Consider the following 16,746-nt stretch of genomic DNA (forward strand, 5'->3'; position numbering starts at 1 on the left):
TTTGAATAGAAAATTTATTTATAGTAATAGAATTTTTATTGTAATAATCCTTCTATAATAAGTTGAATATTTTGAACAAAAATTACACATGATGTACATTGAATATGGACAAAGCGTTTCTATTTAATGAATATAGTCAGACAGTGTAATCCATTCCTTCATAGATCAGTTTGTAACTAAATAATAAAATTTAGAATGCATTGTATAAGACAATTAAATTTATAGAAATTAATGCTTTATTAAAAAAATTAGATAAAAGGAGATAGTGTAATGAGACTAGAAAATAAAGTAGCCTTTATTATAGGTGGAACTTCAGGTATCGGAGAAGCAACCTCCAAGCTATTCGCCAAAGAAGGCGCAAAGGTAGTTGTGGGTGGACGTAATGAAGAAGAAGGAAAAAGAATAGTTCAAGAGATTAGTGATAATCAGAATGAAGCAATTTTTGTTCAAGTTGATACTACTAAAGCTGATGAGATTAAACAGGCAACCAAAAAAATTCTGGATCAATATGGAACAATTGATATACTATATAACGGTGCCGGAATACATGATGGGTACAAAACAGTATTAGACACTGAAGAATCTGACTATGATAAAATTATGGAAGTAAATGTAAAAGGACCCTATCTGGCCACTAAAGCCGTTCTGCCTATATTTATTGAAAAAGGAAACGGTACAATTATAAATGTAGGTTCTCAGGCCACTTTAGTAGCTGGACCAGGTGGATCCACTTATGTTACCTCTAAACATGCAATTGAAGGGTTTACTAAACAATTAACTTATGACTTTGGCCAAAAAGGGATTAAAGCAAACTTGCTGGCACCTGGATTTGTAAATACACCAATGACTGAAGGAATTGATGATGAGAGATTAAGTGATATTCCTGCTAAACGAGGAGGTAAACCTGAAGAAATTGCCTCCGCTGCTTTATTTTTAGCTTCAGAGGACTCAAACTATATGCAAGGAGCCTCATTGGTTATAGATGGTGGATGGACAGTAGGAAGATAATCATTTCATTTGAAGTAAAGCATAAAATGACTTCTAAAGTCATTTTATGCTTTTTTAATAAAAATCATATATCTCGTCATAATTTGTTCAATAACTAACAATGAATAGTTAAATAAATATTTAAATCTATATTTTAGCTTTATTTTTCTCTTATTTTTTGTTAAACTATTCACAATAAAAGGAGGAGATTTAGGTGAAAAAAGTAATGTGTGCGTTAAAATTTATTTTTAGAAATGGTGAAACTTGGACAATTGAACGTAAGCATATAGGCGATTTATGGATTAAACAAGTAACAACTAGTTTTGGTCGTATAGGTGAAAATGACTTTCAAGAAATTCATCCTTGTGAATCATTAAAAATTGAAATAACAAGAGAAGCAGATTCTGTTAACTCAAATGATATAAATCTAGGTGGATTAGAAGCCGGCATGTTCAATCGGGTAAAACAATTCCAAGATATAGAAATGATGGATATCCTTTATCGTGATCGCATTAATGGAGATAAACCTGTCAGTGTAGATAAGGATCGTATTTATTTTCCATATAAAGCGTTGGATGTTGATGGACATGATAATCAATATCAATCAAGTATGATATCAGATGAGGATAAATTATATATCGTAATAGATCCAGATAAGACCGTGCAAGATATTTATGGAGCGAAATTAACGAATAAAACAGTGTAATGAATTTTTATATAATTAAATTTAAAACAGTCTATTAGGTCATGTTATTTAACTTGATCTAATAGACTGTTTTTTAATTAGCAATAAAGATTGATGTTATTCAAGAAAAGAGTTACAATAAGTAAGTAGATAAAAAGTAAAGGATGTTTTGAATGAGTACATTAGGAAATTCAATTAAATTAAAAAGTGGCGTAACCTTAAAAAACAGAGCGATTATGGCACCAATGACTAATATGATGAGCTTTTTTGACGGAACGATCACTGAAAATGAGTTACAATATTACTCACTTAGAAGTGGAGAAGTTGGTGCTGTTATTACAGCTGCTTCCAATGTACAAGAAATTGGGCAAGGCTGGGAAGGCGAGCTAGGGGTTTATGATGATAAACATATCAAAGGGCTATCTAATTTAGCGGCTGCTATAAAAAAATCTGGAACTAAAGCTATACTGCAAATTTTTCATGGTGGAAGAATGACTAATTCAAAAATTTTAAGAGGAAAACAGCCAGTTTCAGCTAGTAAAGTAAAAGCAGAACGAGCAGATGCTGAAGAACCTAGAGCATTAACAGATGATGAAATTATTCAAGTAATTGAAGATTTTAAAGCAGCTACTGTAAGAGCAATTAAGGCTGGTTTCGACGGGATAGAAATACATGGAGCAAATACTTATTTAATTCAGCAATTTTTTTCTCCACATTCTAATAGAAGAGAGGATAAATGGGGCGGCAGTCTGGATAAACGCTTCCATTTTGTTAATCAGTTAGTTGATGGAGTAATCAAATCGGTAAAAGAAAATGCCTCAGAACCCTTTATTGTAGGATATAGATTTTCACCAGAAGAATATGAAGAACCTGGAATTAGAATAGACGATACTCTTTATCTTGTAGATCAATTATCTGATAAGAATCTTGATTATCTGCATATTTCTCTAGGGGATTACAAACAGTATTCTAAATTTGATGAAAAAAAAGAACAGACCATTTTAGAAGTGGTTCATGATAAAATTGCCGGAAGAGTTCCATTAATCAGTGTTGGAAATATTCAAACAGGTTCAGATGCTAAAACAGCTCTTAAAGATAGTGAGATGGTTGCTCTAGGTAGAGTCTTGCTTGCAGATCCACATTGGACAAGCAAAGTACTAAGTAATAGAGAAGATTTGATCCGCTACACAGTTACTGAAGAAGAGCGTGATGAATTGAAGTTAAATACAGGTGTATGGATGTTCATGAATGCAATGATGCCGGAACGCATAAAATAACAAATAAAAAAGCTGTAAGGAAACGCTGAATATTTCAGCATTTCTTTGCAGCTTTTTGTATGATTCTAATTTAAGAATCAGCTAAATTGAATGTAGATACTGATATCAAAAGGATCTGCTTCTTGTACAACGGTTTGTGTCTTAGGATTGAAATACTTATATGGTCCACCTTTAACAAAAGCAAAGGCTGTTATCACAGTTGATTGTAGATAATGAATTGTATTACTTGTATAATTTTTAGGTAATTTACCTAAAAATATAGAATTGATATAGACATCTAAACGGCCTATTTCATTAGGAATGAGCTTAACATACTTAGTAGAATAACTTTCATATTTATAGACTTTTTCGTTGTAATTTCTCAAATCTTCTTCTCGTTTACCAGCATAATTTCTTTTAATTTGAGTATGTCTAATCATATTTTCCGTAATTTGATTGATGAGATCTTGGCTTGAAGTTAATTCACTCGCATTGATTTGAATTTTATATTCTATTGAAAGTGGTGTACGATTTTTCTTTTTAAATACCGGAATATCTTTTATAAGCTGTTGCGATTGATTCGATTGTTTCTTCCAGAATTTTTCAATGGAATTTATAAATCCCATTATGAATTCCCCCTTTCTAAAAAATCTTGAAAACAAAATTTAAATTTAGTTAATCTTCGGTTTAAAATAACAACTCTTATATAAATATGTTACAGAAAACATTGTATTTGTTCAACTATTACGCATTGAGAGTAACAAATAATAAAATATTCACAGCAAAGTTTATATAGTAGATGTTTTCTTGTCGTAAATCACATAATAAGGCTACCTCGTTGTCAGAATGATTAATTATGCTGACCCGCTAGATTTTCTTTTTTCACAGTTTATCTTTTCTGTCAAACTCGGTGTAACCTATTCTTTTTTTATGAAATATAAAAGGATATTGTCCAAAAGTCACTTGTTAATTATAGTATAATAGAATTATACTGCTAATATTATGTAGCATAGGAGGGGAATGTTTGAAAACTTTTTGGTTGAATTTTTTGTTATTGTTTTTTAGTTGGATGTTCGCTTTAATAAATAAAGGGATTGACACCAAAGCAATTCTATTAAGTGCTTTATTTTTTTCTATCTATTTTTTAATGCCGCTTTTTGAAAATAAAATAAAAAAAGGATTATTCATTCTATCCTTACTTTTGATGTTATCTATTTTTTATTCTAATAATCTAAATTTCTTTACTTGGTTTATGTATACGATTTTTTTGATAGAATTTAATGGGTTATTTAAACCTAAATTATTGTATCTAACTGTAATAGTTGTGTATGCCTTATCATTATTTCCATTTTTATTAAACGCTGAAATAACACAAGTATTATTTATAGTTTTTATGGTTTTCTTAACCATTTTACTAATCAATCAATTAAGAAAATATGAGTTAAGAAATAAAGAGTTAAAGAAAAAGTACATAAAGGTGTATGATGAACATCGATTTATGAAACGACAAATTATAAATAATGAAGAAGTCATTCGACAAGAAGAACGTAACCAAGTCGCTAGAGAAATTCATGATTCTGTGGGACATAGATTAACTGCATTATTGATGCAGCTAGAAGTGGCTCGTTTAAAAGCAAATGATAAACATACAGAAATGCAATATGATAATCTTAAACAATTAGCACAAAGTAGTTTGCAGGATACCCGTAAAGCTGTCAGAGCCCTTAAAACTCAGGAACACTCCGGTTTGCAAGCGATCATTTTATTAATAAGAAAGTTAGAAGCAGAGAGTCATTTAAGATTAGCCCTCAGATTCCAACCAGGTGTGCTCCATTTAAATTTTACAAATCAACAATCTGTTGTGTTATATCGGTCAATACAGGAAGCCCTGACTAATATGATGCGACATAGTGAAAGCAGAACAGCGGACATTAAATTCGAAATAATTGCTCAGAAAGATTTCAGAGTTGAAATTAGCCATCCGGTTACTCAAAAGATCAGGATCATTGAAGGATTTGGCTTAACAAGTATGCGCGAACGACTGGTAACAATCGGTGGCAGATTGAATTTCAGCCAGACGGAAGATCAGTTAAGTTTAATTTTTCAATTTCCACTAGAGGTGAAGAAATGATTGATATTTTAATTGCAGAAGATCAAGTATTAGTTAGACAAGGGCTTAAAATGATGCTGGAAACAGAAGCGGAGTTTCGTGTCGTGGCAGAAGCAAGTAATGGAAAAGAAGCAGTTGAGTGGTGTCAAAGAAAGTCTTTTGACCTTGTATTGCTAGATATTAGAATGCCCGAGATGAATGGATTAGAGGCTGGAAAAATAATTAGAAATCAACATCCTCAAACAATAATTTTGATGCTGACAACTTTCAATGATGAAGAGTATGCTTTAGAAGCACTTAAAAATAAAGCAAATGGATACTTACTGAAAGATGGAGATTCATTTGAATTGATCAAATCGGTAAAAAGTGCCCTAAATGGAGGATTGGTCATTCAAGACCATGTAGCGGCTAGAGTAATGCCTACACTACTCGATCGGCAGCCTACAAATGAACCAGTCAATCGTTTTTTAACACATAGAGAACTAGATATTATAAAAAAAATAGGAGAAGGAAAAAATAATCAGGAAATTGCTGATACTTTATACTTATCTGTTGGGACAGTCAAGAATCATATTTCGTCTATATTAACTAAACTGGAGTTAAGAGACCGTACACAAATTGCCATTTATGCATTAAAACATAAAATATTTTGACTTATTATAATATAATGTGACTTAAGTCACCCCTATTTAATGACTAGAGACAGTATTTTGACTGTCTCTTTTTTCGTATAATATTATTAAACCAATACAAAGGAGTGATCTAGATGCTAGAAGCACAAAATCTGGAAATGAAATACAAAAATAAGTTGGCTGTAGACAATGTGAATTTATATATTGAAAAAGGGGAATCAGTGGGGTTGTTAGGACCAAATGGAGCTGGTAAGTCTACAACGATCTCTATGATTTCTACTTTACTTCCTCCGACTAAAGGAACTGTCAAATATAATGGGAAAGATATATTCGATAAACCGGAGTCAATTCGACCATTTTTGGGAGTTGTACCACAAGAAATTGCACTTTATGATGAGTTATCTGCATTAGAAAATCTTACTTTTTTTGGAAAAATTCATGGGCTAAGAGGTCAAGTTCTTAAAGATAAAATTCAAAAAGTACTTGAATTAGTAGAGTTAACAGATCGAAAGAAGGATGCAGTTAAAAACTATTCTGGTGGAATGAAGCGTCGAATCAATTTAGCAGTTGCATTACTGCATGATCCGGAAATATTAATAATGGATGAGCCAACAGTTGGAATTGATCCTCAGTCAAGAAATTATATTTTAGACATGGTTAAGAAATTAAATAAAGAAAAGAAACTGACGATATTATATACCAGCCATTATATGGAAGAAGTCGAAAAGCTATGTGACCGTATATACATTATGGACCATGGACAAATTGTGGCATCAGGAACAAATGAGGAATTAAAGAGTATTTTAACAAATGAAGAAACGATAGAAGTATCTGTTAACGTGCATGATGATCACTTCACAGAATGTTTAATGAATAATCAAAGTATAAATCAGATTACTAAAGAAGAGAATGGGTATAGATTGATCGTTTCTAAAAGTGAAGAGCTACTAGTCAAATTATTTGAATATGCAAAATGTTCTAATATTGTCATTACGGGTATCCAAATTAAGAAACCAACATTAGAAGATGTGTTTTTACATTTAACTGGTAAAAAACTGCGAGATTAAAGGGGGTGGCAGCATGTTCAATTTACTAAAAAAAGATCTTTTAACACTTTCAAAAAACAAGAGCGAGATGATTGAATTGTTATTGACGCCCTTTTTGCTTATTTCTATTTTAGGATTTGCTTTAGGCAACCTAATGAATAATACAAGCAGTCCTATAGAAACTGGCAAGATTGGAATAGTAAATCAACAAAACTACGAAGAAGATTTATCCAGACTGGAAGAAGACTTAGAGAATGAAAATATACCTAAAGAGACCATGAAAAATCTTTTAGATTCTAGTGTATCTATTGATCCGATCAACCAGTTAAAAACTTTCCTTAGAAGTGATGAGATAAAAGAAATAATGGAGGTTAAAGATTTCGATGATATAAAGTCAGCAGAAAAGGCTTTAGAGAATGATGAAATACAAGGAATTATAGAGATACCCAAAGAATTTAGCTATATCACTTGGAGAAATGTATTATTTGAGGATAAAGCAACTACAAATTTCGACCTTAAGGTTCAGGATAAGAGTCAATTAAATGCTGTTGTTTTAGAAAGCCTTCTTAATAGTTTTGTAGAAGAATATAATTTGCAAAGTTCAATTGCAATGACGGATAAAGAAAAGGTAAATCTAGATAATTCAAATAATAATGGCAAAATGATCAATATCTCTACTGAAGATCCAGTAAATTCATTTCAGTACTACACTATTGGCATGGGTGTTTTCTTTGCTTTCAGTACCGGAACAATTATCGCAGCTCGTTCCTACAGAGAAAAAGAACAACATGTATTTGCAAGAATTATGTTGACGAACACCTCTCCAAATACTTATTTATTAAGCAAACTACTCTCTGGAACGATATTAACGTTTTTACAATTAGGTATTATTTTTATTTTCTCTACTCTGATTTTCGGTACTTTTGGAGGTAAGGATGTATCATTTTGGATAAATATGATGATAATTACGTTCATCTATTCATTATTAATTGGGAGTATTACAAGTTTATTAACCTCCCTATCATTACGATCAAATAGTGCATCGAATGTAGGATTTTTCAGTTCATTTACTGCTGCGTTAGCCTTTTTAGGCGGAAGTTTCACACCGGTTGAAACCTTTTCTGAATCAATCAAGACCATTGGAAACTGGACTCCCAATGGGGCAGTATTAACTTCTTATCTTCAAATTATGCTTGGATTCGATTTAATAGAGGTGATGCCGTTATTGATAAGAGTCATTGCGATGATGGGTATTTTTGTGATTATTGCAATTTACGTGTTTCCTAAAAGGAGGTTGAACTAAATGTGGACAGTCTATCAAATGCAGTGGAAGAGGTTAATTAAGAATCCTTTGTTCGTTTTACTATTTTCAGGGTTAACCTTATTAATGGTAAATGTAATAGCTGGTTCTCAGGGTAGTGATACTATTCCAGTTAGGGTATATAGTGAAACTTTTACAGGAGAACAATTAGCTGATAGGGTAGAGGAATTAAACCATAATGCTTCATTTGATTTTATTCCAGCGGAAGCTGATAAAGTTAGAAAAGATATTAGAATGGATAACTATAGTTTTGCACTTGAATTAAATGATGATGCCTATCAATACTTGGTTGGTAGAGAAAGTTCACAATTACCGATTGTTAAACAATATGTGAATCAATTTTACAGAGAGAAAAAGATAATAAATGAAGTTAAGAAACTTCATCCTGAAAGAGAAGTTAAATTGAAAGAGGCAATAAGCTTTGATGTAAGTTCTCTTTCGACTTTTGGATCGGGGATTACAAATATTTCTGTGATGTTAGGAATGACCTTTTATTTTTCAATATATTCGATTATGTTTTTAATGATTAAATTATTTGAAGAAAAAACATACGGAACCTGGAATCGATTAATCTTTTCTCCTGTTTCTAAGACTAGAATATATATAGGACACTTACTATTTTATTTTTCTATAGGCGTTATACAAATATTTACACTGTTAATTATTCTGAGTCAAATGCTCTCAATAAAAATAAGTGGACATTATTTAACGCTACTATTGATTATTCTCGCTTTTATTTTATCAATCGTATCATTAGGAATACTACTGACAGCATTAGCCAAATCAATTTCTGCCTTACAGGTAGTTATCCCTATTGTAGCAACTTCAATGGCAATGATTGGCGGAGCTTTTTGGCCTTTACAACTTGTCGACAATCCTATTTTATTATTTGCAGCTGAATTAATGCCGATTAAACATGCTGTCTATGGAATTGTTGAAACACTTATCTATAATAAGAGTCTACTGAATTCTTTAGAACCCATAGGGTATTTATTGCTTTGTAGTGTTTTATTTATGGGAATTGGAATCAATTTAATGGAAAGAGCAACAGAATAATAGGATTTAATTATGTTGACCACCCTGGTCAAAAGTGATAAAATGAATTTATCGACCAGGGTGGTCACTTTTTGTTATAGATAAGGAGCGTTAGTTGTGAATGAAGGATTTAATAAACTTTCATTAGAAAAACAGAATATAATTTTAAATGCAGCATACAAAGAATTTACGGAAAATGGATATGAAAAAGCATCTACTAATATCATCGCTAAAAATGGAGAAATTGGAAAAGGGACCTTATTTTATTACTTTGGGAATAAGCGAAAACTGTTTGATTTTTTAATTAATACTTCTTTTCAGTTAACCTATGAGGAGTATTTCAATAAAATAGATTTTGAGCAGACGGATTTTTTCAAACGTCTGGTAGAAGTGAGTCAATTAAAACAGCAAGTATATAAAAAATATCAGGCGCCTATGGGGTTTATTTCAAAAATTCTTATAAATACCGGCGAATTTGATTTGTCAGAAGAACAAATCAAAAAAAGAGCCATTGTAGAAGAAACATGGGCCCAAGTATTGAAGAAAAATATCGATTTTTCAAAATTCAGAGAGGATCTTCCTCAAGAAATTACGTTTAATTTTATCAGATGGACACTCGAAGGATACCGTCAAGAATTAGAAATGAGAGTCAAACAAAACGAAGATTTTTTAATGGATGAAGAAAATATCAAAACTTATTACGATGAATATTTCAGCTATGTAAAAATGCTAAAAAAGATTTATTATAAAAAAATCTAGATTAAAAATATTGGAGGGAGATCAAATGAGTATTCTAGAAATTAAAAATTTATCAAAGTTATTCGGAAAGCAAGCAGCTTTAGAAGATGTATCTTTTAAGCTAGAGGAAGGAGAAATTTTGGGATTTATTGGTCCTAATGGAGCGGGGAAATCTACTACTATCAAGATTATATTAGGTATGCTTAAAGCAACTAAAGGATCAGTGACTTTATTTGGTAAAGACGCTTGGAATGAGGCGGTTGAAGTACATAAAAGAATTGCATATGTACCAGGAGACGTGAATCTTTGGCCGAATCTAACAGGAGGAGAAGTCATTGATTTATTTTTAAGTATGCGCGGTGTAAAAGTAGAAACAGTAAAAAAGGAAGAATTGATGAAAGAATTCGAATTCGATCCAACTAAAAAATGCAGAAGCTATTCGAAGGGGAACAGACAAAAAGTTGCTCTAATTGCTGCGTTTGCAGCAGATGCAGATTTGTACATTTTAGATGAACCCACTTCAGGTCTTGACCCTCTTCAAGAACGAGTTTTCCAAGAGCATATTAAAAAAGTGAAAGAAAAAGGTGCTAGTGTACTATTATCGAGTCATATTTTATCAGAAGTAGAGCAGCTCTGTGATACAGTAGCAATTATTCGTAAAGGTAAAATAGTGGAATCTGGAAACCTTGATGACTTGAGACATTTAACGCGTACTCAAGTGAAGTTACAAGTAAAAGAGGCTGCCGATTATTTGCAAGAAAAAAACTATATTCATGAATTTATACAAGAAAAAGATACTGTTTTCTTTCAATTAGATTCTAATCATACGGAAGATTTGATTCAAGAAATCCAAGGTTTGGGGGTATTGAAATTTGAAAGTACGCCTTCTAAACTGGAAGATTTGTTTATGAGACATTATTCTAGAAGCTCGGAAGGTGATGTGTGATGCAATCATTTAAACAGTCAAAGAGGCTGCTTTATTTTTCTCTTAAAAGAGAAAAAATTAAACTATTGTTTTGGCTAACGGGTTGTTTATCATTTGTTTTGATAGGAATTACTGCTTTTGTTTTTATTTATGATGATCCAATTGACAGGCAGGCAATGGTAGGTGCTATGTCAAATCCAGCAATGGAAGCTTTGTTTGGGAAAGTAATTGGCATAGACAACTATACGATTGGTGCTATGTATTCACATACAATGACTGTGATGACTTTGTCATTAATTTCAATCAGTGCAATTCTTCTAGTTGTGAGAAATACTAGGCTGGAGGAAGAAGAAGGAATGATTGAAGTTTTCCGATCCTTGCCTACTGGTAAATTAGCTCATACCACTTCAGCAATGGTATTACTTGCTATATACAACATTATACTTGCGTTACTTTCCACTATTATACTGATTGCTTTTGGTGATAATAGTATGGATGTGAATGGCGCCGTATTAACTGGCGTTATTTATGGTTTAGTGGGTATTTTTTATGGTTCAGTTGCATTGTTGTTTTCACAGTTATCCAGCAGTAGTAGAAATGCTACTATGTATTCATTGCTTTTTTTAGGATTAACCTATCTTATGAGAATTATAGGAGATACAGGTATTGAGTGGTTAAGCTGGATTTCCCCGTTAGGTCTATTATATAGAACAAAACCGTTTGTCACTAATGATTGGATGCCCGTTCTGCTTATATTGATTGGAACATTGTTATTCATTAGTATAGCGTTTGTCCTTCAAAACTATCGAGATTTAGGTTCTGGTTTACTACCGTCTAAGGCTGGCAGCCGTTCTGCTTCAAAACTTTTGAAGACCGTTCCTGGTTTGGCATTAAATCTGCTTAAAACCCCGCTATTGATCTGGAGCCTTTCACTTATTGTGCTTGGAGTGACATATGGATCTGTAATGGGTGATTTAGAGACATTGATAGCGGGGAATGAAGTGATTGGAAAAATTATTGAAAATAATCCTGATCAGAATATTGTGAATCAATTTATAGCTATTATATTAGGCTTATTATCCATAGCAACGGTTATTCCAGTTGTTCAGATATTAATGAAATTATACAGTGAAGAGAAAAAAGGACGATCTGTTTATCTTTTAGTAGGGAAACGGTCAAAAAATTATGTATTAGGGATATTTGTTGCTTTAAGTTTCTTGGTCAGTATTTTATTACAAACTATTCAAGTTTCTGCTTTTGCAGCAGCAGTTATGACTACTCAAGTCAAGGGTATTGTTTTTACTGATATCTTATTAAGCGGCTTAGTGTACCTTCCAGCGCTATGGACCATGATTGGTCTGGTTATTTTATTATTTGGCTGGTTGCCTAGAATGATTTTTAGTACTTGGATCCTGTTAGGGTTTAGTTTTGTAATACTTTATTTTTCAAATTTGTTTGATATACCAGAATGGCTTAAAGGAATTTCTCCATTTTATCATGTGCCAGATGTTTTGGCTGGAGAAATGAGTTTTCTCCGTTTATTTGTACTTTTAATACTGGGTATTTTATTCAGTTTTATAGGATTTATAGGATTCAACAAAAGAGATAGTATAATATAATCTAAATAATAGTCAGATTTGAGACGACTCCGTCTTAGGTCTGATTTTTATATTTTACTGCATCTGATGTAGTAATATAAAATAAAATTTGCTATACTGATTACAACGACAGATGAAGTAATTTAAAATCAATACGTAAAGAGGTGAGGTGAATGATCAGTAGTGATGTTAGTAGAGGATATAATGATTCATTTATCTTATCAATATTGATTGAAGGGGATTCTTATGGATATGAGATTTCGAAGCAGATTAGAGAACGAACAGAGGGTCAATATGTTATGAAAGAGACAACCTTATATCCAGCTTTCACTCGGTTGAAGAAAAAAGGATATATTACTTCCTATCCGGGAAATGAAACACAAGGACGTAAAAGAACCTATTACAAAGTAACAGCTAAAGGTAAAGGATTTTTCTTAGAGAAAGAAAAGGAATGGTTATTAACTAAGTCTGTTGTTGATACATTTTTTGGAGGTGGAGAAAATTGAATACAATAGAGGAATATGTAGATAAAATGTTTAAACAAGTTGTAAAGACTGAAGAAACGGAACAACTGAGAATAGATATATTAGCAAATATGGAAGATCGTTATCTAGCCTTGATTGAAGAAGGAGCATCTGAAAACGAAGCAATTGGAACCGTAATTGTGGAATTTGGAAATATTGAAGAAGTATTAGATGAAATGGGTCTGAACTATGAGAAAACTCCAGATGAAATGGATATTGAAGATGTGTTAGTTGTTGAATTAGCTGATGCACATGAGTATATTGAAGCAAGAAGCAAAGCGGGAATGGGAATTGGGCTAGGAGTACTAGCTTGTTCAGTAGGACTTGGTGGACTTGTATCCACATTTTCTTTTTTAGCAATGGGGAATGATGGACCATTATTTATTGGAATGATCTGGTTATTGATTTTCAGCTGTTTAGGCGTAGCTCAATTTATTTTTCAAGGGTTGCGTTTATCGAATTACAAACAGTACGATAAGCCGTTTATATTGGTGCCGGAAGCTCGGGAAACAATTGAAGTTCTTTCCAAAAATTATAAAAAATCTCATGGTTTGAGTATAGTTTTCGGAGTTGTATTATGCATTTTTTCCTTATTTCCCGTAATATTCGGCGCATTCATGTATTCTGAAGCAGCTATGTTTTTAGGTGCAGGCGTTATGTTTGTTCTAGCCAGTGTAGGTGTCCTATTATTTATCTATACAGGAATGAAATGGACAGGCTATCAAAACTTATTAAGAAAGGGTAAAACCGTAGAAGAGGTCATAGCCGCTAGAGACTATAGTAGAAGAAAAACAAAAATTGAAAATCTACTTGAAAATATCTACTGGCCAAGTATCGTTGTTTTATATATGATCATAAGCTTTAGTACGAACTCTTGGGCATGGTCTTGGATATTATTTCCAATTGGTGGAATATTAGAAAGTACTATTGAAGCGATGTTTGGCATTGAAGACGATTGAATCTATTAAAATACTAAAAGGATATTCGGCATTTGATATGATAGGCTCCTAATAAAGTAGAAATAATAAGAATTCTACTACTTTATTAGGAGTTTTTTTATTATAGAGAAAATCGAATTTTTTGGTACCATGCTATTTTTCGCAATAGCTTATTAATTTTTAAGACTCAATTATTGTATTTCGTATAGTAAAATATCATATTCATATTCTTTACTATTCTGTTATTTTTTACCCTGTTTACTCTTTTAGAGTATTTCGTTGTGCACAAAAAATGTATGAGTAAACTAATAAAACTAGAGGATGACTAGAAATTAGTAACCTCTTCTTGTACACTAACTGTTGAAGAGAATAATTGTATGTATTATTTATTGAAATGAGTGAATGTTATGAAGAAAATTTTGATTGTAGAAGATGATAATGCTATTAATGAGCTGCTTTTTGACTTGTTAAATGAAGAATATGAAGTAATGCAAGCTTTTGCTGGATCAGAAGCTAAAAGAATAGTAGAAAAGGAATCATTCGATTTAATTATACTGGATCTCATGCTGCCAGGTATTTCTGGTGAAGAATTTATTAGATTATTCAGACTGAGTTCAAGTGTACCTATCATTGTGATTACTGCTAAAGCAGAAGTAGACGTACTAGCTAACGTACTGAGCTTAGGGGCAAATGATTATATACCAAAACCTTTTAATACGATAGAGGTGAAAGCAAGAATAAAGGCACAATTAAGGAATTATATAGACCAACAATCAGACGAACAAACGCTTTATAAGGTTGGATCGATCGAAATGGATCATGCAACGAGGGTTGTTACTGTAAATCATTTGGCTGTAAACTTAACGCAAAAAGAATACGACTTGTTAAAGTGTTTTTTAGAGCATCCCCAAAAGGTGTTTACTAAAGCAAATTTATTTGAGACTGTTTGGAACGAGCCTTATTTTGGTGATGATAATACGATTTCTGTACATATATCAAGATTGAGATCGAAATTAAGCCATCATCATGGTGAAGAACTAATCGAAACGGTTTGGGGAGTTGGCTTTAAATTAAAAAAGGACTTAAGTAATTTCTGAAGATTTAAGACTTTTGTAAGAATCACTTCAGACTTATGAAATAAGTGTACTTTAAAATAAAATTTAATAAGAGAAAGTATGATAATAAATTCTTTTATAAACTTATAATACGAGGAGTGACATAATGGAGAATATTATAGAAACAGTCGATTTGACTAAACGCTATAGTAAAGCTGTAGCACTTGATAGTGTTTCTATTCACGTAAGACAAGGTGAAATCTACGGTCTAATTGGTAAAAATGGAGCCGGAAAGTCTACGCTTTTTAAAACAATGATGGGGTTAGCACCCTATTCTTCAGGTGAAGTTAAAATGTTTGGAGATAGTTCAACTAGTGGATTAAATAAGGCCCATCATAGAATTGGTTTTATGATGGGGGCACACTTTTTTCCTTATCTTTCTGCAAGAGAAAATTTAGAATATTTCAGGAAATTAAAAGGGATTCCAGATAAAACTGAAGTGGATCGTGTTTTGAAATTAGTTGAAATGGAAAAAGTCAAAAAAAAATTCAAATCATTTTCTATGGGGATGAAGCAGCGTGTAAGTATCGCGAATGCTCTGATGGGCTATCCTGATATAGTAGTGCTAGATGAACCAATTAATGGTCTGGATCCTCAAGGAATTGCTGATTTTCGCCACTTGGTTCAAAAACTTAATAAAGAGAATAAGACTACTTTTATGGTTTCCTCTCACATATTAGGTGAATTAGGGATGATGGCAACACGATTTGGTTTTATTCATGATGGTCGACTAGTTGAAGAGATTGATCGTGAGGTCATTCGAAATAAAACCAAAGAACAAGTCATCGTTAAAGTGAGCGATATAGAGAAAGCTACTTGTTTACTGGAAGAAAAATTTGAATCAATTGAATATACGGTAAATGGAGATAAAGAATTAGTCATTATGAAAATGACAGATCGTACTGCCGAAATTGCGGCTTTATTCGTTCAAAATGATCTGAGTCTTTATAAGTTGGATACCCAAGAAATATCGATTGAAGATTACTATTTACAGCTTATTGCTAAAGGAGGAGCGAATAATGTTTAATTATATCAAAGCGGATCTTTATAGACTCTTCCATAAAAAATCTAATTTTGTTTTTTACGGAGTGGTATTTGCTTTATTTATAGCTGTTGTCATTATTGCTAGAACAAGCGTAGAGGGGAGAACGCCTTTTGCAGAAGGCTATTTGGAGCTTGGAATTATTTTGCTTACTCAATTTTTCCCCTTAGTTTTTGGTATTCAAGCCTATGTGGCGGTGTATACAAATGACTTGTCTGCAAATACCTATCAGAACATTTTTACTAATGGACTTTCAAAGGTTGAATTTATCATTGGTAAAGTTATTACAATGATTGTTTATCTTTTAACAACATTCTTATCAGGTGCAATTCTTTATTCAATTATGTACGTTATTTTGTTAATGATAGAAGACGGATCATTCGATTTTGAAAGTTTCAAGAATTTAGCTATTGTAAGTGTAACTATTTTTCTCGGAATACTAGGATACGCTACGGTTGCAAATATATTGGCATACTTTACTCAAAATAGCACAATTTCTGTCATTAGCATGGGTGTACTCGTATCAGGGGTTATTCTTCAAATATTTAATTTGATTTCATTATTTACTGATAAAATCGAATTTTTAAGAGAATATACTTTATCTTATCACATGAACGAAGCTACTAATGGTATGATGCCGACAATACTAGGAGGGGAAGCTTCTTATTCAGCATCTTTCCTAGCATGGGGAGTAGCGTTAATCTATCTCATTGTTGCAAGTGTAATAGGAGTAGTTATTTTGAATAAAATTGAAATTAAAGAAGGAAAGTAATTTGTAGCTAAGACTCTTTAAT

17 protein-coding genes are annotated in these 16,746 nt (G+C 32.2%); 16 read left to right on the forward strand and 1 reads right to left on the reverse strand.

All coding sequences use genetic code 11. The annotated features are described in order from the left end of the window. Positions 1-270 precede the first annotated feature (270 nt). The 3 genes from BLT22_RS07710 (at position 271) to BLT22_RS07720 (ending at position 2,949) form a co-directional block, all read left to right on the forward strand. Positions 271-1,008 carry an SDR family NAD(P)-dependent oxidoreductase gene (locus BLT22_RS07710; protein ID WP_091762213.1) on the forward strand — a complete coding sequence of 246 codons (738 nt, stop codon included), beginning with the start codon at positions 271-273 and terminating at the stop codon, positions 1,006-1,008. 193 nt (positions 1,009-1,201) lie between these two features. Continuing rightward, a complete protein-coding gene (locus BLT22_RS07715; RefSeq protein ID WP_091762215.1) occupies positions 1,202-1,693 on the forward strand; it encodes a hypothetical protein in 492 nt (163 codons plus the stop codon). 152 nt (positions 1,694-1,845) lie between these two features. Then, positions 1,846-2,949, forward strand: a complete 1,104-nt coding sequence (locus BLT22_RS07720; RefSeq protein WP_091762218.1) for an NADH-dependent flavin oxidoreductase — start codon at positions 1,846-1,848, stop codon at positions 2,947-2,949. Between the two features lie 77 nt (positions 2,950-3,026). Here BLT22_RS07720 and BLT22_RS07725 read toward each other — a convergent pair whose 3' ends face one another. After that, on the reverse strand, positions 3,027-3,554 hold the full coding sequence (locus tag BLT22_RS07725) for a hypothetical protein (RefSeq protein WP_091762220.1): 528 nt from the start codon (positions 3,552-3,554) through the stop codon (positions 3,027-3,029). A gap of 398 nt (positions 3,555-3,952) precedes the next feature. Here BLT22_RS07725 and BLT22_RS07730 point away from each other — a divergent pair, with 398 nt between their 5' ends. The 13 genes from BLT22_RS07730 to BLT22_RS07790 all read left to right on the forward strand — a co-directional run bounded on the left by BLT22_RS07730 (position 3,953) and on the right by BLT22_RS07790 (position 16,724). After that, on the forward strand, positions 3,953-5,059 hold the full coding sequence (locus tag BLT22_RS07730; RefSeq protein WP_091762223.1) for a sensor histidine kinase: 1,107 nt from the start codon (positions 3,953-3,955) through the stop codon (positions 5,057-5,059). Continuing rightward, a complete protein-coding gene (locus tag BLT22_RS07735; RefSeq protein ID WP_091762225.1) occupies positions 5,056-5,691 on the forward strand; it encodes a response regulator in 636 nt (211 codons plus the stop codon). The genes BLT22_RS07730 and BLT22_RS07735 overlap by 4 nt, the downstream gene beginning before the upstream one ends. Before the next feature lie 113 nt (positions 5,692-5,804). Further along, on the forward strand, positions 5,805-6,737 hold the full coding sequence (locus BLT22_RS07740) for an ABC transporter ATP-binding protein (RefSeq protein ID WP_091762227.1): 933 nt from the start codon (positions 5,805-5,807) through the stop codon (positions 6,735-6,737). A 13-nt stretch (positions 6,738-6,750) separates the two neighbouring features. Continuing rightward, a complete protein-coding gene (locus BLT22_RS07745; protein WP_091762229.1) occupies positions 6,751-8,019 on the forward strand; it encodes an ABC transporter permease in 1,269 nt (422 codons plus the stop codon). Continuing rightward, entirely contained in the window at positions 8,020-9,093 is a 1,074-nt protein-coding gene (locus BLT22_RS07750) for an ABC transporter permease (RefSeq protein WP_091762231.1), read from the forward strand. A gap of 96 nt (positions 9,094-9,189) precedes the next feature. Further along, entirely contained in the window at positions 9,190-9,831 is a 642-nt protein-coding gene (locus tag BLT22_RS07755; RefSeq protein WP_091762233.1) for a TetR/AcrR family transcriptional regulator, read from the forward strand. A gap of 25 nt (positions 9,832-9,856) precedes the next feature. Next, positions 9,857-10,756 carry an ABC transporter ATP-binding protein gene (locus BLT22_RS07760; RefSeq protein ID WP_091762235.1) on the forward strand — a complete coding sequence of 300 codons (900 nt, stop codon included), beginning with the start codon at positions 9,857-9,859 and terminating at the stop codon, positions 10,754-10,756. After that, entirely contained in the window at positions 10,756-12,354 is a 1,599-nt protein-coding gene (locus BLT22_RS07765; protein ID WP_091762237.1) for an ABC transporter permease, read from the forward strand. Before BLT22_RS07760 ends, BLT22_RS07765 begins: the two co-directional genes overlap by 1 nt. A 152-nt stretch (positions 12,355-12,506) precedes the next feature. Beyond that, positions 12,507-12,839 (forward strand): PadR family transcriptional regulator, encoded by a 333-nt coding sequence (locus tag BLT22_RS07770; protein WP_091762239.1) that lies wholly within the window; start codon positions 12,507-12,509, stop codon positions 12,837-12,839. Then, positions 12,836-13,816: a permease prefix domain 1-containing protein gene (locus BLT22_RS07775; RefSeq protein ID WP_091762241.1), complete on the forward strand. Its 981-nt coding sequence runs from the start codon at positions 12,836-12,838 to the stop codon at positions 13,814-13,816. Before BLT22_RS07770 ends, BLT22_RS07775 begins: the two co-directional genes overlap by 4 nt. 386 nt (positions 13,817-14,202) lie before the next feature. Continuing rightward, positions 14,203-14,892, forward strand: coding sequence for a response regulator transcription factor (locus tag BLT22_RS07780; RefSeq protein WP_091762243.1), 690 nt, complete (start codon positions 14,203-14,205; stop codon positions 14,890-14,892). A gap of 124 nt (positions 14,893-15,016) precedes the next feature. Next, the gene (locus tag BLT22_RS07785; protein ID WP_091762245.1) at positions 15,017-15,937 is read left to right on the forward strand and encodes an ABC transporter ATP-binding protein; all 921 of its coding nucleotides are present in this window, start codon (positions 15,017-15,019) and stop codon (positions 15,935-15,937) included. Further along, positions 15,930-16,724, forward strand: coding sequence for a hypothetical protein (locus BLT22_RS07790; protein ID WP_091762247.1), 795 nt, complete (start codon positions 15,930-15,932; stop codon positions 16,722-16,724). Before BLT22_RS07785 ends, BLT22_RS07790 begins: the two co-directional genes overlap by 8 nt. Positions 16,725-16,746 lie beyond the last annotated feature (22 nt).

Origin of the sequence: Marinilactibacillus psychrotolerans (assembly GCF_900101525.1) — a bacterium.
Classification (GTDB): Bacteria; Bacillota; Bacilli; order Lactobacillales; family Carnobacteriaceae_A; genus Marinilactibacillus; species Marinilactibacillus psychrotolerans.

What these genes read in the sequence shown, in the direction of transcription:
- BLT22_RS07785 (WP_091762245.1), top strand. Translation starts at nt 15,017, where the DNA reads ATGGAGAATATTATAGAAACAGTCGATTTGACTAAACGCTATAGTAAA.
- BLT22_RS07750 (WP_091762231.1), top strand. Translation starts at nt 8,020, where the DNA reads ATGTGGACAGTCTATCAAATGCAGTGGAAGAGGTTAATTAAGAATCCT.
- BLT22_RS07725 (WP_091762220.1), bottom strand. Translation starts at nt 3,554, where the DNA reads ATGGGATTTATAAATTCCATTGAAAAATTCTGGAAGAAACAATCGAAT.
- BLT22_RS07780 (WP_091762243.1), top strand. Translation starts at nt 14,203, where the DNA reads ATGAAGAAAATTTTGATTGTAGAAGATGATAATGCTATTAATGAGCTG.
- BLT22_RS07790 (WP_091762247.1), top strand. Translation starts at nt 15,930, where the DNA reads ATGTTTAATTATATCAAAGCGGATCTTTATAGACTCTTCCATAAAAAA.
- BLT22_RS07740 (WP_091762227.1), top strand. Translation starts at nt 5,805, where the DNA reads ATGCTAGAAGCACAAAATCTGGAAATGAAATACAAAAATAAGTTGGCT.
- BLT22_RS07770 (WP_091762239.1), top strand. Translation starts at nt 12,507, where the DNA reads ATGATCAGTAGTGATGTTAGTAGAGGATATAATGATTCATTTATCTTA.
- BLT22_RS07745 (WP_091762229.1), top strand. Translation starts at nt 6,751, where the DNA reads ATGTTCAATTTACTAAAAAAAGATCTTTTAACACTTTCAAAAAACAAG.
- BLT22_RS07710 (WP_091762213.1), top strand. Translation starts at nt 271, where the DNA reads ATGAGACTAGAAAATAAAGTAGCCTTTATTATAGGTGGAACTTCAGGT.
- BLT22_RS07760 (WP_091762235.1), top strand. Translation starts at nt 9,857, where the DNA reads ATGAGTATTCTAGAAATTAAAAATTTATCAAAGTTATTCGGAAAGCAA.
- BLT22_RS07735 (WP_091762225.1), top strand. Translation starts at nt 5,056, where the DNA reads ATGATTGATATTTTAATTGCAGAAGATCAAGTATTAGTTAGACAAGGG.
- BLT22_RS07720 (WP_091762218.1), top strand. Translation starts at nt 1,846, where the DNA reads ATGAGTACATTAGGAAATTCAATTAAATTAAAAAGTGGCGTAACCTTA.
- BLT22_RS07765 (WP_091762237.1), top strand. Translation starts at nt 10,756, where the DNA reads ATGCAATCATTTAAACAGTCAAAGAGGCTGCTTTATTTTTCTCTTAAA.